Origin of the sequence: Streptomyces sp. TRM68416 (genome assembly GCF_014596915.1) — a bacterium.
Taxonomy (GTDB): domain Bacteria; phylum Actinomycetota; class Actinomycetes; order Streptomycetales; family Streptomycetaceae; genus Streptomyces.
The window spans coordinates 16490-33983 of record NZ_JACVWU010000040.1; the positions used below are offsets into that span (position 1 = coordinate 16490).

The 17494-nt window shown below is 69.3% G+C and carries 16 protein-coding genes; 4 read left to right on the plus strand and 12 right to left on the minus strand.

Annotation, left to right across the window (positions count from 1 at the left end; translation table 11 throughout):
• Nucleotides 1-50: 50 nt before the first annotated feature.
• The 9 genes from ICC28_RS38750 to ICC28_RS38790 all read right to left on the minus strand — a co-directional run bounded on the left by ICC28_RS38750 (nt 51) and on the right by ICC28_RS38790 (nt 10888).
• Nucleotides 51-1823, minus strand: coding sequence for an IucA/IucC family protein (locus tag ICC28_RS38750; RefSeq protein ID WP_188293564.1), 1773 nt, complete (start codon nt 1821-1823; stop codon nt 51-53).
• Complete coding sequence (locus tag ICC28_RS38755; RefSeq protein WP_188293565.1) at nt 1820-2368, minus strand: GNAT family N-acetyltransferase; 549 nt, start codon at nt 2366-2368, stop codon at nt 1820-1822. The genes ICC28_RS38750 and ICC28_RS38755 overlap by 4 nt, the downstream gene beginning before the upstream one ends.
• Complete coding sequence (locus ICC28_RS38760) at nt 2365-3642, minus strand: lysine N(6)-hydroxylase/L-ornithine N(5)-oxygenase family protein (RefSeq protein ID WP_188293566.1); 1278 nt, start codon at nt 3640-3642, stop codon at nt 2365-2367. Before ICC28_RS38760 ends, ICC28_RS38755 begins: the two co-directional genes overlap by 4 nt.
• Entirely contained in the window at nt 3626-5068 is a 1443-nt protein-coding gene (gene desA / locus ICC28_RS38765) for a lysine decarboxylase DesA (protein ID WP_188293567.1), read from the minus strand. The genes ICC28_RS38760 and desA overlap by 17 nt, the downstream gene beginning before the upstream one ends.
• 162 nt (nt 5069-5230) lie before the next feature.
• Nucleotides 5231-6088 carry a siderophore-interacting protein gene (locus ICC28_RS38770; RefSeq protein ID WP_188293568.1) on the minus strand — a complete coding sequence of 286 codons (858 nt, stop codon included), beginning with the start codon at nt 6086-6088 and terminating at the stop codon, nt 5231-5233.
• Between the two features lie 41 nt (nt 6089-6129).
• Nucleotides 6130-7176 (minus strand): ABC transporter substrate-binding protein, encoded by a 1047-nt coding sequence (locus ICC28_RS38775; RefSeq protein WP_188293569.1) that lies wholly within the window; start codon nt 7174-7176, stop codon nt 6130-6132.
• A 192-nt stretch (nt 7177-7368) separates the two neighbouring features.
• Nucleotides 7369-8130, minus strand: coding sequence for a twin-arginine translocation signal domain-containing protein (locus ICC28_RS38780; protein WP_188293570.1), 762 nt, complete (start codon nt 8128-8130; stop codon nt 7369-7371).
• The gene (locus ICC28_RS38785; protein ID WP_223190699.1) at nt 8127-8612 is read right to left on the minus strand and encodes a hypothetical protein; all 486 of its coding nucleotides are present in this window, start codon (nt 8610-8612) and stop codon (nt 8127-8129) included. The genes ICC28_RS38780 and ICC28_RS38785 overlap by 4 nt, the downstream gene beginning before the upstream one ends.
• Before the next feature lie 35 nt (nt 8613-8647).
• On the minus strand, nt 8648-10888 hold the full coding sequence (locus ICC28_RS38790; protein ID WP_188293572.1) for a glycoside hydrolase domain-containing protein: 2241 nt from the start codon (nt 10886-10888) through the stop codon (nt 8648-8650).
• 214 nt (nt 10889-11102) lie between these two features.
• Between ICC28_RS38790 and ICC28_RS38795 the strand changes: the two genes are divergently transcribed.
• The 4 genes from ICC28_RS38795 to ICC28_RS38810 all read left to right on the plus strand — a co-directional run bounded on the left by ICC28_RS38795 (nt 11103) and on the right by ICC28_RS38810 (nt 13422).
• The gene (locus ICC28_RS38795; protein ID WP_188293573.1) at nt 11103-11561 is read left to right on the plus strand and encodes a hypothetical protein; all 459 of its coding nucleotides are present in this window, start codon (nt 11103-11105) and stop codon (nt 11559-11561) included.
• 28 nt (nt 11562-11589) lie between these two features.
• Nucleotides 11590-12045: a hypothetical protein gene (locus ICC28_RS38800; protein ID WP_188293574.1), complete on the plus strand. Its 456-nt coding sequence runs from the start codon at nt 11590-11592 to the stop codon at nt 12043-12045.
• Nucleotides 12046-12185: 140 nt separating this feature from the next.
• Nucleotides 12186-12995: a hypothetical protein gene (locus ICC28_RS38805; RefSeq protein WP_317454175.1), complete on the plus strand. Its 810-nt coding sequence runs from the start codon at nt 12186-12188 to the stop codon at nt 12993-12995.
• Between the two features lie 214 nt (nt 12996-13209).
• Complete coding sequence (locus tag ICC28_RS38810; protein ID WP_223190693.1) at nt 13210-13422, plus strand: DNA-binding response regulator; 213 nt, start codon at nt 13210-13212, stop codon at nt 13420-13422.
• Between the two features lie 57 nt (nt 13423-13479).
• Here the strand turns inward: ICC28_RS38810 and ICC28_RS38815 are convergent, their stop codons facing one another.
• Genes ICC28_RS38815 through ICC28_RS38825 form a run of 3 tightly spaced genes read right to left on the minus strand, consistent with a single transcriptional unit; the run spans nt 13480 to nt 17494 of the window.
• Nucleotides 13480-14646: an acyl-CoA dehydrogenase family protein gene (locus tag ICC28_RS38815; RefSeq protein ID WP_188293577.1), complete on the minus strand. Its 1167-nt coding sequence runs from the start codon at nt 14644-14646 to the stop codon at nt 13480-13482.
• 5 nt (nt 14647-14651) lie between these two features.
• A complete protein-coding gene (locus ICC28_RS38820; RefSeq protein ID WP_188293578.1) occupies nt 14652-15581 on the minus strand; it encodes a hydroxymethylglutaryl-CoA lyase in 930 nt (309 codons plus the stop codon).
• Nucleotides 15578-17494, minus strand: a complete 1917-nt coding sequence (locus tag ICC28_RS38825) for an acetyl/propionyl/methylcrotonyl-CoA carboxylase subunit alpha (protein ID WP_188293599.1) — start codon at nt 17492-17494, stop codon at nt 15578-15580. Before ICC28_RS38825 ends, ICC28_RS38820 begins: the two co-directional genes overlap by 4 nt.

Here is a 17494-nt window from a genome sequence, read left to right on the forward strand (position 1 = left end):
CTGGGTGCCCGTCTGTCGGTGGGGGGCCTGCATACGGCCCTGCACGCGGCCTACAGACCCGCGATCGGGTTCTTCAGCGTGCCGATCAGCTGCAGTGCGCCCGCCGGGTCCGCCAGGTCCACCATCTGCTGGTTGTCGCGCAGTTGGAGGCGGTTGAGGCAGGACAGGGCGAACTCGGGGGCGAACATGTCGTACTGCTGGAACTTGTCGGCGAGTTCGGGGACCGACGCCTGGTACTCGTGGGTGACGTCCGCGACCGTGCGCCAGAAGTCGTCCTCGGACAGGATGTCCTCGGTGGCGAGGTTCGCGGCGAGGAAGCGGAAGAAGCAGTCGAAGACGTCCGTGAAGATCGACAGCAGCTTGGTGTCCTCGGGAACGTCCACGCGCACCCGCTCGACCGCCGGCGGGAGTACCGCGTCCGGGTCCATGACCGCGATCTCCTCGGCGATGTCCTTGTAGATCGCGCGCTCCACGACGCCGTCCTTCAGCACGAGGATGACGTTCTCGCCGTGCGGCATGTAGACGAGGTCGTAGGCGTAGAAACTGTGCAGCAGCGGGGTGAAGTACGCCTTCAGGTAGCGGCGCAGCCACTCGGTGGGGGCCAGGCCGGACTGCTCGATCAGGGCGCCCGCGAAGGACGCGCCCTCGTGGTCCACGTGCAGCAGCGAGGCCATGGTGGCGAGCGACTCGCCGTCCCGCAGGGAGGTCACCGGGCTCTCCCGCCACAGTGCGGCCAGCATCTTGCGGTACGGCGAGTAGCGGTCCGTCGCCGCCTCGTACTCCAGGTGCCGGTAGCCGACGGCGGCCCGCTCGCGGATGATCGACAGGCCCGTCCCCTTGAGCACCGGGTCGTTGTCGACGAGCTGGGCGAGCCAGTCGTTGATGGCCGGGGTGGCCTCCATGTACGCCGCCGAAAGGCCGCGCATGAAGCCCATGTTGATGACGGACAGGGCCGTCTTCACGTAGTGCTTCTCGGGGCTGGTCCGGTTGAAGAAGGTCCGGATGGACTGCTGGGCCAGGTACTCGTCGTCGCCCTCGCCCAGGCACACCAGGTGCCCGCGGGCCACCTCGGCGGCGAAGGTCACCGTCAGCTTGTTCCACCACTGCCAGGGGTGGACGGGGACGAGGAGGTAGTCGGCGGGGTCGAGGTCCCGGTCGCGCAGCACGCCGTAGAAGCGCTCGACCGTCTCCGTGCCCAACTCCTGCCGTACGAAGGTCTCGTACTCGATGCCGACGCCCGCGGTGAACGCCGCCCGTGAGCGGTGCGCGGCCAGCCACACCAGGCGGACCGGGCTCGCGGTCTCCGGGGCGTACGACAGGTACTCGTGGATGCCGAAGCCGAGGCGGCCGTTGTTGGCGACGAAGCAGGGGTGGCCCTCGGTCATGCCGGTCTCGACGGCCTGGAAGCCGCTCCTCGCCAGTTCGGCGACCGGGACCTGCGGCTTGGTGAGCTTGTAGCAGGTGCCGGAGAGGGTGGAGGAGATCTCCTCCAGGTAGACCGGCAGGATCGCGTCGCTCAGGCCGAGGGACTGCTTCAGCTCGATGAAGAAGTCCAGCGCGGCGAGGGGGAGTTCGGCGCCGTCGCGGTGACGGGTGATGGAGTCGGCGTCGACCTGCCAGTGGTCCAGGGCGCGGCGGACGGCGCTGAACCGGTAGCGGGTCAGACCGTCGTCGCTGCGGACGACGTACTGGTTCTCGCCGGCGGCCTCGGGCGTGATCAGCCGCTCGTGCGCGAACTCGGCGAGGGCCTTGCGGACGAGCAGGCGGTTGGCCTTCTCCCAGCGCTCGGGGGAGAGATGGGCGACGGAGTCGGCGAGGCTCATGCGGTCACCGCCGTCGCGGCCAGGAACTGCTCCCGGGTGCAGAAGCTCAGCAACGCCTTCTTCTCCGGCTTCTGGATCTCGCGCTCGGGCACGAAGCCGACGGCCTCGTTCAGGGCGTGGACGGCCGTGTTGGACACGTCCGGCTCGACGACGACCCGTCGCACCGCCGGGTCCTCGAAGAGGTGCGCCATCACGGCGGTGATGACGGCCCGGGTGAAGCCGTGCACGGGCCGGTCGGTGGCGGGTGTGAGGAAGTGCATGCCGATGTCGCCGGGCTGCGCCTCGTACAGGCCGACCAGTTCGCGGTGGGCGGGGTCGTACTTCTCCATCAGGAAGGCGGGCACGCCGTCCTTCAGGCCCAGCAGGGCGTGGTGGTGCTCGTCGGCCGCGATCTCCATGTACGCGCGCTCGACGTCCTCCAGCCTGGCGTCCTGCATCATCCAGAAGGCCGCCTTGGGGTGCGTGACCCAGGCGTGCAGCAGCTCGGCGTCCTTCAGGGGGTCGAGGGGGCGGAAGGTGAAGGTGCCTGTGTCGGTGGTGCTCATACGGCGAACTCCTGGAACGCGATGGTCTTCTCGACCGGGTAGTACTCGGTGCCGAGCAGCTCACGGATGATGGTCGAGTTCCGGTACGGGCCCATGCCCAGGTCCGGCGAGGTGATGCTGTGGGTGTGGACGCCGGCGTTCTGGAGGAAGACGCCGCGGCCCGTGACGTCGATGGCGTAGTTGCGGGCGACGTCGAAGTTGCCGTGGGAGTCGCGCACCAGGCGGTCCTGGATCGGGGCGAGGAACTCGGGCTCGGCGTAGGCGTAACCGGTGGCCAGGACCAGGCCCTGGGACTCGATCTCGTAGTCCTTCTCCTGCTCCTCCTGGCGGAAGGAGAGCGTGTACGTGTCGTTCTCGTACCGGGCGCCGGTGAGGGCGGAGTTGGTGAGCAGGCGGGTGGGGACCGGGCCGCCGAGGTTCTTCTGGTAGAGCAGGTCGAAGATCTCGTTGATGAGGTCGCCGTCGATGCCCTTGAACAGGCCCTTCTGCTGGGCGGTCAGCCGGTAGCGGGTGTCCTCGGGGAGCGCGCGGTAGTAGTCGATGTACTCCGGGCTCGTCATCTCCAGCGTGAGCTTGGTGTACTCCAGCGGGAAGAAGCGCGGGGAGCGGGTGACCCAGTTCAGCCGGTAGCCGTGGACGTCGATCTCGGCGAGGAGGTCGTAGTAGATCTCGGCGGCGGACTGGCCGGAGCCGACGATCGTGATGGAGTCCTTCTTCTGGAGCTCCGCCTTGTGCTGCACATAGCGGGAGTTGTGGAAGAAGTCGCCGCCGAGGCCTTCGACGGCCTTCGGGTAGTGCGGGGAGGTGCCGGTGCCGAGGACCAGGTGGCGGGCGCGGAAGACCTCGCCGGCCTCGGTCCGCACCACGTACAGCTCGTCCTCGTACGTCACCTCCGCCACCGTCGTGCCGAAGCGGACGCTGCTCAGCCGGCTGGCCGCCCAGCGGCAGTAGTCGTCGTACTCGACCCGCAGCGGGTAGAAGTTCTCGCGGATGTAGAACGAGTACAGCCGGCCCTTCTCCTTCAGGTAGTTGAGGAAGGAGTACGGCGAGGTCGGGTCGGCGAGGGTGACCAGGTCCGACATGAACGGCGTCTGGAGGTGGGCGCCCTCCAGGAACATCCCGGCGTGCCACTCGAAGTCCGGCTTCGACTCCAGGAAGATGCCGTCGAGTTCGGCGATCGGCTCGGTGAGGCAGGCGAGGCCCAGGTTGAACGGGCCGAGCCCGATGCCCACGAAGTCGTAGGTCTTGCTCGTGGATTCAGGAAGCGCGGTCAAGGGACTCTCCCAGGTACTGCTCGGCGTGGCCGGCGATCAGGTCGAGGACGGCGGTGATGTCGGCCGTCGTGGTCTCGGGGTTGAGCAGGGTGAACTTCAGGTAGTGGCGGCCGCCGACCTTGGTGCCCGCGACCACCGCGTCACCGGAGGCGAACAGGGCCTTGCGGGCGTAGAGGTTGGCCCGGTCGATCTCGGACGGGTCCGTCACGGCGGCCGGGATGTAGCGGAAGACCAGCGTGGAGAGCGAGGGCTGCACGACGACGTCGAAGCGCGGGTCGGCGGCGAGCAGTCGCCAGCCCTCGGCCGCGAGGTCGACGACCTCGTCGAAGAGCTGTCCGATGCCGTCGGCGCCCATCACGCGGAGCGTCATCCACAGCTTCAGCGCGTCGAAGCGGCGGGTGGTCTGCAGGGACTTGTCGACCTGGTTGGGGATGCGCTCCTGGACCATGCGGCGGGGGTTGAGGTACTCCGCGTGGTAGGTGGCGTGGCGCAGGGTGGCCGCGTCGCGGACCAGGACGGCGGAGGAACTCACCGGCTGGAAGAAGGACTTGTGGTAGTCCACGGTGACCGAGTCGGCGCGCTCGATGCCGTCGATCCGGCCGCGGTGCTTCACGGAGGCGAGCAGGCCGCAGCCGTAGGCGGCGTCGACGTGCATCCAGGTGCCGAACTGCGCGCACAGCTCGGCGATTTCGGGCAGCGGGTCGATGGAGCCGAAGTCGGTGGTGCCGGCGGTGGCGACGACGGCCATGGGGACGAGGCCGTCCTTGGCGCAGCGCTCCAGCTCGCGGGCGAGGGCGACGGTCTGCATGCGCTTGTCGTGGTCGACGGGGATGGAGACCACCGAATCGGCGCTCAGGCCGAGGAGTTTGGCCGACTTCTTCACGCTGAAGTGGCTGACCTCGGAGGCGAAGATGCGCAGTTTCGCGAACGAGTCGGTCTTGGACTCCTCGCGGGCCAGCAGCAGAGCCTGGAGGTTGGACTGGCTGCCCCCGGAGGTGAACACGCCGTCGGCGGCCGGGCCGAGGCCGATGCGGGCGGCCGTCCAGTCGATGAGCTTGCGCTCGATGAGGGTGCCGCCGGCCGACTGGTCCCAGGTGTCCAGGGAGGAGTTGACGGCGGAGAGGATCGCCTCGCCGAGCACGGCCGGGATGACGACCGGGCAGTTGAGGTGGGCGAGGTAGCGGGGGTGGTGGAAGTAGATCGCGTCCCGGAGGTAGACGTCCTCCAGCTCGTCGAGGACCGCGGCGGTGTCGTGCAACGGCTTGTCGAGGTCGATCGCGTCGATGGTGGGCGCGAGGGCGTCGACCGTGACTCCGGTGAACGGGCTGTCGGTGGTGGCGAGTTTGGCGGCCACCCGCTCGATTCCTTCGGTCACGGAGCGGCGGTACTGCTCCGCGGTCGTGTCGTTGAGCAGGTGCGAGCGCATGGGGGGTCCTCCGAGGGGAAGTCCGTGCGGGACGGGCGTAGCGGAGTGGGGGGAGTGCGGATCGACTCAGGGCGATCAACTTAGGTTAGCCTAACCTAAATTGATCCGTGTATGGGTAGGGCAGAACCCGCCCCACCGGTGACAGTCGTCACTTCCGGCGCATCACTCGCCGGCCTCGCGCAACTGCTCCTCGGTGAGCCCCTGGCGCCAGTAGCCGACGAAGGTGATCCGGCGGCGGTCGATGCCGCGCTCGTTCACGAAGTGGCGGCGCAGCTCCTTCACACAGCCGGACTCGCCCGCGATCCAGACGTACGGCCGCTCGGCGGACGGCAGTTCGGCGGCGCGCAGGGCATCCAGGGCCATGGGGGAGCCCTGGATGTCCCGGTCCTCGCGGACCAGCCAGTCGATCCGGACGTCGGCCCCGGTCGCCAGGTCCTGGATGTCCTCGGCGTGCTGCACCTCCAGCCAGACCCGGGCGCGGGTGCCGGCCGGCAGCTGCTCGACGATCGCGGACACCGCGGGTACGGCCGTCTCGTCGCCCCAGACCACCACCAGATCGGTGTCCGCGGGCGGCCGGAACCGGATCGCCCGGTTGTCCGCGACGGACGGCCCGATGAGCAGGACCCGGTCGCCGGGCGCCGCGTCCGCCGCCCACCGGGAGGCGGGCCCGGCCGGCACCGCGGCGCCGGGCTCGACGCCGTGCAGCACGAAGTCGATGTCGATCTCGTCGGGGTCGCGCCGCAGCGCGCGCAGGGTGTACGAGCGCATCACCGCCCGTACGTCCTCCGGGAGATCGCGCCACCCCTGCCACCAGCCGTCACCGAGCTCGACCGGAACGACCGGCGCCTCCTGCCCCGGGTGCGGCAGGAACAGCGACAGCGACTGGTCGTGGCCGTCGGAGTGGAAGTCGCGCAGCTCGTCCCCGGCGAAGGTGACCCGCACCAGGGACGGGCCGAGCCGCCTCGTCCGTACGACCTGAAGGGAGAAGAAACGGAACGCGACGGCTACGGCCGTGGGCATGAGTGCTCCTGAGCGGGATTCAGGGGGCTGGGATCAGGGGGTCAGCTGACCTTCTTGGCGTTCTCGATGGCCTCGGCGAGGTTGTCGAGCAGCGGGGTGCACTTGTCGTAGGACAGGATCGGCTCCGGGGAGCGGGGGATGACCTGGCCGGCCTTGACCGCGGGGAGCTTCTTCCAGGTGGCCTCGGTGATGTCGGCCGGCTGGATGGTCGAGGAGCGGTCGTCCATCACGATGATGTCGGCGTCGTACTTGTCGACGTTCTCCCAGCTGAGCGCCTCGAACCAGCCGCCGCTCTTTTCCTTCGCCTTCTCCGAGGGCTCGACGAAGTTCACGCCGAGCGCCTTGAAGTACTCGAGGTCGATGGAGAAGTTGGTGCCGGAGACGTAGAAGACGGTGTCCGCGGCGGAACCGGCCAGCACCTTGATCTCCGGCTTGGCCTTGGCGGCGGCGCGCAGGCGGGCGGCGGCGGCCTCGAACTTCTTCTTCGACTCGGCGATCTCGTCGGACTTCATGTCCGCGCCGAGCGATTCGGCCAGCTCCCACATGCGCTGGAGCGGCTCGGTCAGCTGGCGGTCGTAGACGGAGATCGCGACGCTCGGGGCGAGCTTGGCGACCTTGTCCGCGGACTCCACCGGCACCGACCAGAGGGTGCCCGCGTCGTCGAACGTGGTGGTGATGAGCACGTCGGGGGAGAGGGCCGCGTACTTCTCGATGTTGAGCTTGCCCCACTCGTTGCCGAGGACGGTGACCTTGCTGACGTCGAGGTCGCCGGCCTGGACGTCGGGCTTGCCGTCCGCGGTCGTGGTCGGGCCGAACACGCCCTTGACCGAGGTGCCGTAGTCGTGGAGGGCGGCGGCGACACCGGTGAAGGCGACGATGTTCGCCGGCACCTTGTCGAGCTTCACCGTGGTGCCGCGGTCGTCCTTGAAGGACCAGGGGCCGGACTTCGCGGCGGTCGTCCCCTCGCCGGAGCCATCGCTTTTCGCGTCGTCGCCTCCGCAGGCCGCCAGTGCGGCACCGAGGCCGAGGGCGCCACCGGCGGCGAGGATGCCCCGGCGGGTGAGGTGGGTGGCTCGGGCGTTGGACATAGGTGTGGCCGCTTTCGAACAGGGCGGAGCGCCCGCCGGACAATTCGAAGGTAGGTTAGCCTAACCTCAGCAGTTGTCCAGGGGGCGGGTCCCCGGACGTACAACCTGTGCCTCGCCTTTGAGGCCCAATGCCGGGTACAGCTGAGGCCCAACCCCGTTGTGGTCAACGGTGGTTGGGCCTCAGCTGTACGGTCAGGCCGCCGACCGCTGCTCGCGGGCCAACTCCCTGGCGGCATCCCGGCGCTTGCCGGACCGCACGTCCACCGGGGCGCCGGCGCCCTTGCCGGGCTCCTTCTCCCAACCCCGCAGCTTGGCCACCACCTTGGCCAGCAGCGGGCTGCCCGGCTTCACATCGAGGTAGAACAGCGACTCGTCGGGTGTCCGGTCGTCGCCGCCCCAGCGCACCACCCCTTCGAGCTCGGCGAGGATGTCACGGATCACCATCCGCTGCGGGGCGAAGAAGCCGCCCTCGACGCCGCTCGGGTAGTGGCCCGGACGGATCTGCACCGCGGTTCCGGAGGCCTGGTTGGCCTCGGCCAGCTTCCGGCGCACCGCATCCGGGCTGCGCCAGCCGACCACATCGCCCTTGCGCAGCTCCTCAACCTCGTAGTGGAACCGGCGGATGACATGCACCAGCACCGTCTCCACGTCACCGATCCGTACGGTGACGCCCTCGACGGGGGTGCCGGGGACCGGCCGGGTCCACACGGCCCCGCCCTTGTCGGTGGTCAGTTCCATCTCCCAGCCGTTGGGGCTCGGCTTCCCCGACTGGGTGCGCTCGGCACGGGCCAGGGCGCGGCGGGCCGCGTCCCGGACGTGCTTCGGCTCGGCCCACCGGTCCGCCGCGTGAGCGGGCGAGGTGAGGTACTCGGAGAAGGGCAGGCTCGCCACGGCCGTGGCGCCCGCCAGCACGGTGGCTCGGGCGAGGAAGGTGCGGCGGGAATGCGATGTCATGGACGCCTTGTCTCTCTCTTGAAGTCCCGGGTGGCCCGGCGCTCGGATTCCAGCAGGCTGAATCCGCCCAGCGCGACGGCGGTGAAGGCGAGTGCGCCCACCGCCGGGTTGACATAGCCGGGCACGCCGATCGAATAGGTGGTACCGCTCTTCAGGTGGCAGCCGAGGCCGAGGGGGATGTAGGTGGGCCGGTAGGAGTCGATGTCCCACGCCTGCGCCGTACCCACCGCCTCCTTGCAGCCCAGGTCCCGTCCCGTCTCGTCCAGCAGCATCAGGTGCAGCGCGCCCCAGGCGTAGAGCAGGGCGGCACCGGCCCCCGCCAGCGCCGCGCACGAGCGCAACTGGACCAGCAGGCCCGAGCGTCTGACGCCGTGGCGGGCCAGCGTGGCACAGCCGACGACGGCCAGCGTGGCCGCGGCCCCCAGGGCGACGAGAATGACGAGCAGAAGGACGAGAGGGTTGTGTCCCTCGTACGGGTCCATTGCCACGATGCTCCTGACTGCGGGTGTGTTCGGACTTACCTCCGGGAGAGTCCGTTGTACTTCTCGAAGAGCTGGTAGAGCGCCATGCGCTTGCCGGCGTGCTCCTCCGCCTCGTCGCCCCAGCCCTGGTAGCGGCGCAGGACCTGGAAGATCTCGGACTGGTTGTAGTCCAGGCTCATGGGGCGCAGCGTGGACTCGCCGTCGGGCGGGTTCTGGCCGCCGGCCTTGCCGGAGGCGTCCCACAGGTGGATCAGGGCGACGGTCCGGACCGAGTGCGCGTTGTCCTGGTTGACCTTCTGCCACATCGTCCAGATGTCGGCGTCCTTGGCCGGGTCGAGGACGGTGCCCGAGACCAGGCCGGCCTGGATGCAGTGGTTCCAGGCCCGGATGCCCACCTCGCCGCTGATCTGCGCGATGCCGGTGGAGGAGTCGCGCTTGGGGACCACCCCGCCCCCGACTCCGGTGTGGTAGTAGGTGACGGCGGCGTCCACAGTGAGGTCGACCACGTCGTAGTGGCGCATCTCCCAGTAGGCCGAGGTCTGGATCAGCGCCTTGCGCATGTTGTATCTGTTCGACAGCTGCGTGACCAGGGTGTCGTGCGCCATGATCGTCTCAAGGCACTCGGTGTGCGTGAAGATACGGCTGGCGTCGGAGTCCGGGAACCCGATCTGTTCCATGTACGTGCTGACGTCGGAAGTCAGCGCCGTGTAGTAGGACGTGAAGTCGAACGCGGTGTCCGGGTCGTTGTCCAGGAACGACGGGTTGAACGAACCCTCGCCGATGTCGCGGCCCGAGGCGATGTTGTGGTCGACCTCGATGGCGCCGTCGCCCGTGCCCAGCCACCGGGTGACGATCTGGTCGTAGGCCCAGTTGGCGGGGAGCGGGTAGCCGTAGTTGCCGGAGAAGCCGCTGGACATGTCCGAGACGAAGCTGGCCGTGGCGTGGCCCGCCTCGGACGCCCGGATGCACACGTTGCGCGGCCCGTAGACGCCGATCCGGTAGGGGTTGCCGGACATGGCCATGGCGTCCTCGACACCCTTGAAGTACGGCAGGATGTTGTTGGTGACCTCGTAGTCATAGGCGTCGAAGTCGACCGCGAAGAAGATGCGGGCGCCGTTCTTGAAGCCGTGGCGCTGGGCTGCGGCGATGGCGGCGAGTCCGTCCGCGCTGCCGGAGGGATAGCTGAAGCCCTTGGCGTCCCGGCCGTAGGTCTGCCAGATCGGGAAGCAGCGCAGGCCGTTCTCGGCGATGGTCTGCAACTCGCCGGCCTGGATCTCCTTCTCGTAGGGCCGGCCTCCGGTCGGGTTGATCAGATAGCGGCCGATGTACTTCACACCCTCGGCCTTGAGGGTCGCCGCGCGGGCCGCGGTGATCTTCGTGACGCCGTCGCAGGCCTCGCCCCGGCGGTTCTGGTCGCCGTACGAGACCAGCAGTGAGGCCCAGGTGGAGAAGTCGCCCCTGCCGGTGACCGGTAGCTTCACGAACGACTGGAACGCGGCCGTCTCACTGGCGACCGTGCTGTTGAAGACCGAGGTGAACGGGGTGGCCGAGCGCCCGTTGAGGATCAGCGCCGCGCTGAACAGCTGCGGCCAGGTGCCCGCCGACCCCTCGGAGAGGGTGTGGTCGGCCAGGCCCGCCTTGGTGCCCGGGCCGAAGTTGCCGTTGGCGACGCCGTCGGCCATGCCGAGCTCGTACTGGATGGCGTACAGCATGGACGAGGCCACGGTCCGGGAGTGGTGCCCGTCGCACGGCACGATGAAAAAGTCCGCGCGGCCTATGTAACGGCTGTTCAGCCACTGCTGGATTTCCCGGATCTTCGTGCTTCCGCTGCCCACCACGACATACGGGTCCATATTGAGCAGGCCCTTGAAGACCTTCGGGTAGAGGCTGTCCGGGTCCGAGAACGACGAAAGCACGCCCATGTCGCTCTTCAGTTTCCTGATCGAGGCGGCGACACGGTCGTTGTACTTGCCGTCGATCTCGCCGCCGTCGTACCCCTTGCAGTACAGCGCGGACTGGATGATACGGGCGAAATTGGCCGACGGAACGGTCCCGTCGTTCAGCACCGGATACTTCGATTTCAGCGTGTTGAGCGTGGTCGGCCCGAAGTTGTTGGAGAGCGAGCTGATTCCGAGTTCCAGCTGCAGGGCGCGGGTGAGCGCGTACATCACGGTCCAGCTCGTCTGGCCGTTCTCCTCCAGCCGGTCGATCCCGAGCATGTTGGGATACGTCGTATTGATGAACCGCTGGGCGCGGAGCACCATCTCGTCGGCCATGCCGAAGCTCGCTTTCGCTGGAGGGAAACGCAGGGCGGCTGCTGATTCTTTGTCAGCCGGGGCGGGCGGTGGAAGGGGTGAAAGGTTTCTGGCGCAATCACGCCAGAGGGACCGCGACTTGGGCCGGGCGGAATGGCGTAATGGCGCCAGAGTCATTGGAAGTCCCATCCCGCGGTGCCACGATCTACGCTCGCCGATCCCCGAGGAGATGGATATGCGCACGCTTGCCAAGGCCCTGACGGTGGCCTCTGCCGCCGGACTGCTGATGTTCTCGGGAGCGCCCGCGAACGCGTCGACGCCCCAGGACGAGGAGAACTACTGGCTGGGCTGCCAGTCGTACAACACCTTCAAGTTCCGCCTGTACTACAACTCCAACAACAAGGGCGCATACCGCGATTTCGGTTACGCGGTCGGCAATTTCGGAGCCGTCGAGATCTACGGCTCCGGCACGGTCGCCTACAAGTTCTGCAACACCGGTGCCGCCGGATCGGGTCAGGGTGTGAAGAACAACGCCGCCTCGGCGCGCAACCTGCACACGTCGTACGGCGCTTGCGTCTACTACAACAGCTGGTTCAACGGCGCCAAGGACAGCCTGCCGCCCGCCACTCCGCTGCCGACGTCCAAGAACCTGGTGAACACCTACAACGACAACGCCTCCTTCCAGTGGTGCTGAGCGGGATACTCAGCTGAAAGGGATGTTCATGCGTACCTTCACCAAGGCTCTTGTCGCTGCTTCCGCCGCCGGGCTGCTGACGTTCTCGGGGGCGTCGGCGTACGCCTCGGACCAGACGGACTTCGACAACTACTGGCTGAGCTGCCAGTCGGGCAACAACTTCAAGTTCAAGCTGTACTACAACTCCAACAACAAGGGCGCATACGCCGATTTCGGCTACGCGGTCGGCAACTTCGACTCGGTGTACACCGGTCAGGGATACAAGCCCATGAAGTTCTGCAACACCGGGGCCGCCGGCTCTTTGCAGAACGTGAAGAACAATGCCGCCTCGGCCCACAACGCGCATACCTCGTACGGCGCTTGTGTCTACTACAACAGCTGGTTCAACGGGGCCAAGGACAGCCTCCCGCCGGCCACTCCGGTGCCGACGTCCAAGAACCTGGTGAACACCTACAACGACAACGCCTCCTTCCAGTGGTGCTGAGAATGACGCGGGCCGGGTGCGCGCCCCGCCGGGTGCGCTTCTGGCTGGCCTTCGCGGTGGCCCTGCCTCTGGTGGCGGGGTGTGGGGGGCGGGACGCGGGTGCGGGTGCGGGTGCGGATAGGGGTACGGGTGCGGGGGATGTGTCGGCTGCGGGCCGGGCCGTCGATTCCGCGAACCCGGCCGGGTGGGTGCTCCCGCTTCAGGCTTACCTGCCGGACGGGGACCAGGAGGACCTGCTCTTCGACGGCGTCGAGCAGGCGAAGTCGGCGTGCATGAAGAGGTACGGCTTCGACTACCGGCCCGCCGAGCCGCTTCCGAAGATCGGCCCGAAGACGCTCACCGACCTGCGGTACGGCATTCACGACCGGGACGTCGCCGCTACGTACGGGTACAAGCCCGCCGGTGACATGAGCGCCTACCAGCGGGAGGTGCGGCGGCTGATGGAGGCGTCCGTGCTCGGCCCCGAGGAGGAGGCGGCCATGACCGGGCAGCAGGCCGGGGCGGTCGCCGGGTCGGTCGCCGGTGAGAAGCTGCCCGAGGGCGGCTGCGGCGGCGAGGCCCACCGCCGGGTCCACGGCTCGGCGACACCTGTGTCGACCCTCGCCACGGATCTGAGCAACGAGGCGTACACCAAGGCGCAGCGGACCGAGCCGGTGCGGAAGGTCTTCCGGTCCTGGGCGGCGTGCATGGCCGACAGCGGCTACACCTACGACGAGCCGATGGACGCCCCGAGCGATCCCGCCTTCGCCCAGCCGACGGTCACCGCGGAGGAGATCGCCACCGCGCTGGCCGACCTGAAGTGCCGGGACACGCACAAGGTGGCCGAGATCTGGTTCGAGGAGGAGTCCCGGATTCAGGAGCAACTGGCCGACAAGCACGCCCAGGAGCTCAAGGAGGCGGGCCGGGCGCTGAAGAAGGCCGTGCAAGCGGCGGATGCGCTGCGGCGGTGACCGGTTGGCTCCCGCTGGGATTTGGCGTAATCACGCCAGCCGGGTGTCGGGTGTTGTGAGTACTTTGGGTGATTGTTTGATGGAGCGGCGGGGAAGGCGAGTGCTTAGGGTGACCTAAGAGGTAGTTGTGGTTCCGCTCTGTGGGGGGATTGTTACCTTGAGTGCTTCTGTGAGGCCTGGCCAGCTAGATCAGACGGACCTGACGATCGTCCGCATGCTGCACCGGGGGCTCGGTGACGCCGCGATCGGCCGCAGGCTGGGCATCGGGCATCGCACGGTCCAGCGGCGGGTGCACCGGCTGATGGAACGCTGGAGCGCTCCGGGGCGGGTGGCGTTGGGGGCCCGTGCGCAGGAACTCGGGCTGCTCGGCGAGGGGCGGGTCGGTGATCCCGCCTTCGCGGAGGAGCGGCTGGCCGAGTCGGCCTGAAGCGGTGGGGCACCGGGAGCGCGTTCGTGGCGCACTCCCGACGCTCCCGGCCCGTCGTCAGGACGCGGTCGGCAGGCCCAACTCCCGTGCGATGAGCATCCGTTGCACCTCGCTCGTGCCCTCCCCGATCTCCAGGATCTTGGAGTCGCGCCACATTCGGGCCACCGGGTACTCGTTCATGAAGCCGTAGCCGCCGTGGATCTGTGTCGCGTCGCGGGCGTTGTCCACGGCGATCGTGGAGGAGTACAGCTTGGCGAGGGCCGCCTCCTTCTTGAACGGCTCCCCGGCCACGAGTCGGTAGGCGGCGTCGCGCCAGGTCAGACGGGCCGTGTGGGCGCGCATCTCCATGTCGGCCAGCTTGAACTGGATGGCCTGGTTGGCGCCGATCGGCCGGCCGAAGGCGTGCCGCTCCCGGGCGTACTTCACCGACTCGTCGACGCAGCCCTGGGCAAGTCCCGTCGCCAGCGCGGCGATCGCGATCCGGCCCTCGTCCAGGATGCGCAGGAACTGGGCGTAGCCGCGGCCCGCCTCGCCCAGCAGGTTGGCCGCCGGGACACGGACGTCGGAGAAGGACAGCTCACGCGTGTCGGAGGCGTTCCAGCCGACCTTGGAGTAGGCGGGCGCGACCGTGAAGCCCGGGGTGCCCGACGGCACGATGATCGAGGAGATGAGGGGCTTGCCGTCGGGCTTGCGACCCGTCACGGCCGTGACCGTCACCAGGCCCGTGATGTCCGTACCGGAGTTGGTGATGAAGCACTTCGTGCCGTTGATCACCCATTCGTCCGTCTCCGGGTCCAGGCGGGCCGTCGTGCGTGTCGCGCCCGCGTCGGAGCCGCCGTCCGGCTCCGTCAGCCCGAACGCGCCGAGCATCTCGCCCGAGCACAGGCGGGGCAGCCACTGACGCTTCTGCTCCTCGGTGCCGAAGAGGTGGATCGGCATCGCGCCCAGCGAGACACCCGCCTCCAGCGTGATGGCCACCGAGGAGTCGACGCGGGCCAGTTCCTCCAGCGCCACGCCCAGCGCCAGATAGTCGCCGCCCATACCGCCGTACTCCTCGGGGAACGGCAGCCCGAACAGGCCCATGCGGCCCATCTCCCGCACGATCTCGTACGGGAACTCGTGCCGCTCGTAGAAGTCGCCGATCTTGGGGGCCACGACGTCGTGAGCGAACGCCTCCACCGTGCGGCGCAGTTCTTCGAGCTCCGGGGAGAGCTTGTGGTTCATCGGGGTCACTCCTTGTGGGAGAGGGCTCGTACGGTGCGGGACGGGCTCGGTCGGCCCAGGTGTCCGGCCATCCACGCGCTGGTGGCGACGAGGCGGCCGAGGTCGACTCCGGTCTCGATGCCGAGGCCGTGCAGCATCCAGACCAGGTCTTCGGTGGCGAGGTTTCCGGTGGCGGACTTCGCGTACGGGCAGCCGCCGAGGCCGCCCGCGGAGGCGTCGACGGTGGTGACGCCGTGGCGCAGGGCCGCCAGGGTGTTGGCGAGGGCCTGGCCGTAGGTGTCGTGGAAGTGCACGCCCAGCCGGTCGGTGGGCACCCCACGGTCGTTCAGGGCCGTCAGCAGCGCGGTCACATGGCCCGGGGTCGCGACCCCGATGGTGTCGCCGAGGCTCAGCTCGTCGCAGCCCAGCGCGAGCAGTTCGGCGCAGACCCGGACCACCTGGTCCAGGGGGACCGGGCCCTCCCAGGGGTCGCCGAAGCACATCGACAGATAGCCGCGCACGTGCACGCCCTCGGCCTTCGCCCGCGTCACCACCGGGGCGAACATCGCCAGCGCCTCGTCGACCGTGCGGTTGAGGTTGGCCTTGGCGAAGGACTCCGTGGCGCTGGCGAAGACGGCGACGCGGCGGGCGCCGAGGGCCAGGGCGCGGTCCAGGCCGCGGTCGTTGGGCACGAGCACCGGGAGGGCCGCGTCCAGGTCGGCGACCTGCGGGAACAGCTGTTCCGCGTCGGCGAGTTGAGGCACCCACTTGGGGTGGACGAAGCTCGTGGCCTCGATCGTGGTCAGGCCCGCGTCGGCCAGCCGGCGGATGAACTCCGCCTTGACCTCCGTAGGAACAGTGCTCTTCTCGTTCTGCAGGCCGTCGCGGGCGCCCACTTCGTGGATCCGGACGCGCGCGGGTAGGTCCGGGGCCGGTACGACCATGGGGAGCGTCATGCCTGCGCCTCCTCGTGCGGTGCGATCACTGCCAGGACCTGGTCCATGGCGACCGTGGTGCCCGGTGAGACGTCCAGCTCGGCGACCGTGCCCGCGTGCGGGGCGGAGATGACGTGCTCCATCTTCATCGCCTCCACCACCAGCAGGCTCTGACCGGCGGTCACCTCCTCGCCCACCGCGACCTTCACCACGGTCACGGTGCCGGGCATGGGGGCGGTCAGGGAGTCGGCGCCGCCCGCCCCGGCGCCGGTGAGCGAGGCCGCCACCGGGTCGTGGTCGCGGACGTGCCAGGCGTCGCCGTCGCGGCCGATCCAGTCACCGGCCCGGTGGAAGGCGTGCCGGACGCCGTCGAGGGTGACGGCCACGCGGTCGTCGGTGACGGTGTGGGTGCCGCGCGGGACGTGCTCGACGGGCTCCTGGACCCGGAGGTGGAAGCCGGCCGGCTTCGGGGTGCCGCCCAGCCGCCAGCCGCTGGGCACCGAGAACGGGTCGGTCCAGCCGTCGCCGCGCGGCCTGAGCGCGTCGAGCCGTACGGCGGCCGCCGCCTCGTACACCTCCTCGGGTACGTCGGTGTCGACCAGCTCGTCCACCACGCGCGCGACGAGCCCCGTGTCCAACTCGCCCGAGACCACGTCCGGATGGGCCAGCAGCCGGCGCAGGAACCCGGCGTTCGTCTGCACGCCCAGCGTCACCGTCTCCGCGAGGGCCGCGCGCAGCTTGCGCAGGGCGGTCGCTCTGTCCGGGCCGTACGCGATCACCTTGGACAGCATCGGGTCGTACAGGCTGCCCACCTCGGTGCCCTCGCTCAGCCCCGAGTCGGTGCGCACGCCCTCGCCCTGGGGCTCGCGCAGCATCAGCACCGTGCCCCCGGAGGGGAGGAACCCGCGCGCGGGGTCCTCGGCGCACAGCCGGGCCTCGATCGCGTGCCCGGTGAGCGTGATGTCGTCCTGCCCGAACGGCAGTCGCTCGCCCGCCGCCACCCGTAGCTGCCACTCCACCAGGTCCAGACCGGTGACGAGTTCGGTGACCGGGTGCTCCACCTGGAGGCGGGTGTTCATCTCCATGAAGTAGTACGCGGACGGGTCGCCGCCGGGCACGATGAACTCCACCGTGCCCGCGCCCCGGTAGCCGCAGCTGCGGGCCGCCTGGACCGCGGCCTCGCCCATCGCCGCCCGGGTCTCCTCGTCGAGGAGGACACTGGGCGCCTCCTCGATGATCTTCTGGTGGCGGCGCTGGAGGGAGCACTCGCGCTCGCCCAGGTGCACGACGTTCCCGTGGCCGTCGGCCAGGACCTGGATCTCGATGTGCCGGGGGCGGTCGATCCACCGCTCGACCAGGAGCGTGTCGTCGCCGAAGGAGGCGCGGGCCTCGCGGCGGGCGGCCGCGATCTCCTCCTCCAGCAGGGTCAGGTCGCGCACCAGGCGCATGCCCTTGCCGCCGCCGCCCGCGCTGGGCTTGAGCAGCACGGGCGCGCCCAGCTCGCGGGCGGCCACGGCGAGTTCGGGGTCGCGGCCGCCGGGGACGACGGGGACTCCGGCGGCCTGCACCGTCTCCTTGGCGCGGATCTTGTCGCCCATCAGGGAGATCGCCTCGGGCGGCGGCCCGACGAAGACGAGCCCGGCCTCGGCGCACGCGCGCGCGAAGCCCGCGTTCTCCGCGAGGAAGCCGTAGCCCGGGTGGACGGCCTGGGCGCCGGTGCGGGCGGCCGCGTCCAGCAGCCGCTCGACGGACAGATAGCTCTCGGCGGCCGGCGCCGGGCCGATCCGTACGGCGGTGTCGGCCTCCCGTACGTGCCGCGCGTCGGCGTCGGCGTCGGAGAAGACGGCCACCGAGCGCACGCCCAGCGAGCGCAGCGTACGGATCACGCGGACGGCGATCTCGCCCCGGTTGGCCACGAGCACGGTGTCGAACAT

Bases quoted from the DNA above. Each gene is read 5' to 3' on its own strand.
- ICC28_RS38820 (WP_188293578.1), bottom strand. From the start codon at position 15,581: ATGACGCTCCCCATGGTCGTACCGGCCCCGGACCTACCCGCGCGCGTC.
- ICC28_RS38815 (WP_188293577.1), bottom strand. From the start codon at position 14,646: ATGAACCACAAGCTCTCCCCGGAGCTCGAAGAACTGCGCCGCACGGTG.
- ICC28_RS38810 (WP_223190693.1), top strand. From the start codon at position 13,210: ATGCTGCACCGGGGGCTCGGTGACGCCGCGATCGGCCGCAGGCTGGGC.
- desA (WP_188293567.1), bottom strand. From the start codon at position 5,068: ATGCGCTCGCACCTGCTCAACGACACGACCGCGGAGCAGTACCGCCGC.
- ICC28_RS38825 (WP_188293599.1), bottom strand. From the start codon at position 17,494: ATGTTCGACACCGTGCTCGTGGCCAACCGGGGCGAGATCGCCGTCCGC.
- ICC28_RS38790 (WP_188293572.1), bottom strand. From the start codon at position 10,888: ATGGCCGACGAGATGGTGCTCCGCGCCCAGCGGTTCATCAATACGACG.
- ICC28_RS38770 (WP_188293568.1), bottom strand. From the start codon at position 6,088: ATGCCCACGGCCGTAGCCGTCGCGTTCCGTTTCTTCTCCCTTCAGGTC.
- ICC28_RS38775 (WP_188293569.1), bottom strand. From the start codon at position 7,176: ATGTCCAACGCCCGAGCCACCCACCTCACCCGCCGGGGCATCCTCGCC.
- ICC28_RS38780 (WP_188293570.1), bottom strand. From the start codon at position 8,130: ATGACATCGCATTCCCGCCGCACCTTCCTCGCCCGAGCCACCGTGCTG.
- ICC28_RS38795 (WP_188293573.1), top strand. From the start codon at position 11,103: ATGCGCACGCTTGCCAAGGCCCTGACGGTGGCCTCTGCCGCCGGACTG.
- ICC28_RS38800 (WP_188293574.1), top strand. From the start codon at position 11,590: ATGCGTACCTTCACCAAGGCTCTTGTCGCTGCTTCCGCCGCCGGGCTG.
- ICC28_RS38785 (WP_223190699.1), bottom strand. From the start codon at position 8,612: ATGGACCCGTACGAGGGACACAACCCTCTCGTCCTTCTGCTCGTCATT.
- ICC28_RS38755 (WP_188293565.1), bottom strand. From the start codon at position 2,368: ATGAGCACCACCGACACAGGCACCTTCACCTTCCGCCCCCTCGACCCC.
- ICC28_RS38750 (WP_188293564.1), bottom strand. From the start codon at position 1,823: ATGAGCCTCGCCGACTCCGTCGCCCATCTCTCCCCCGAGCGCTGGGAG.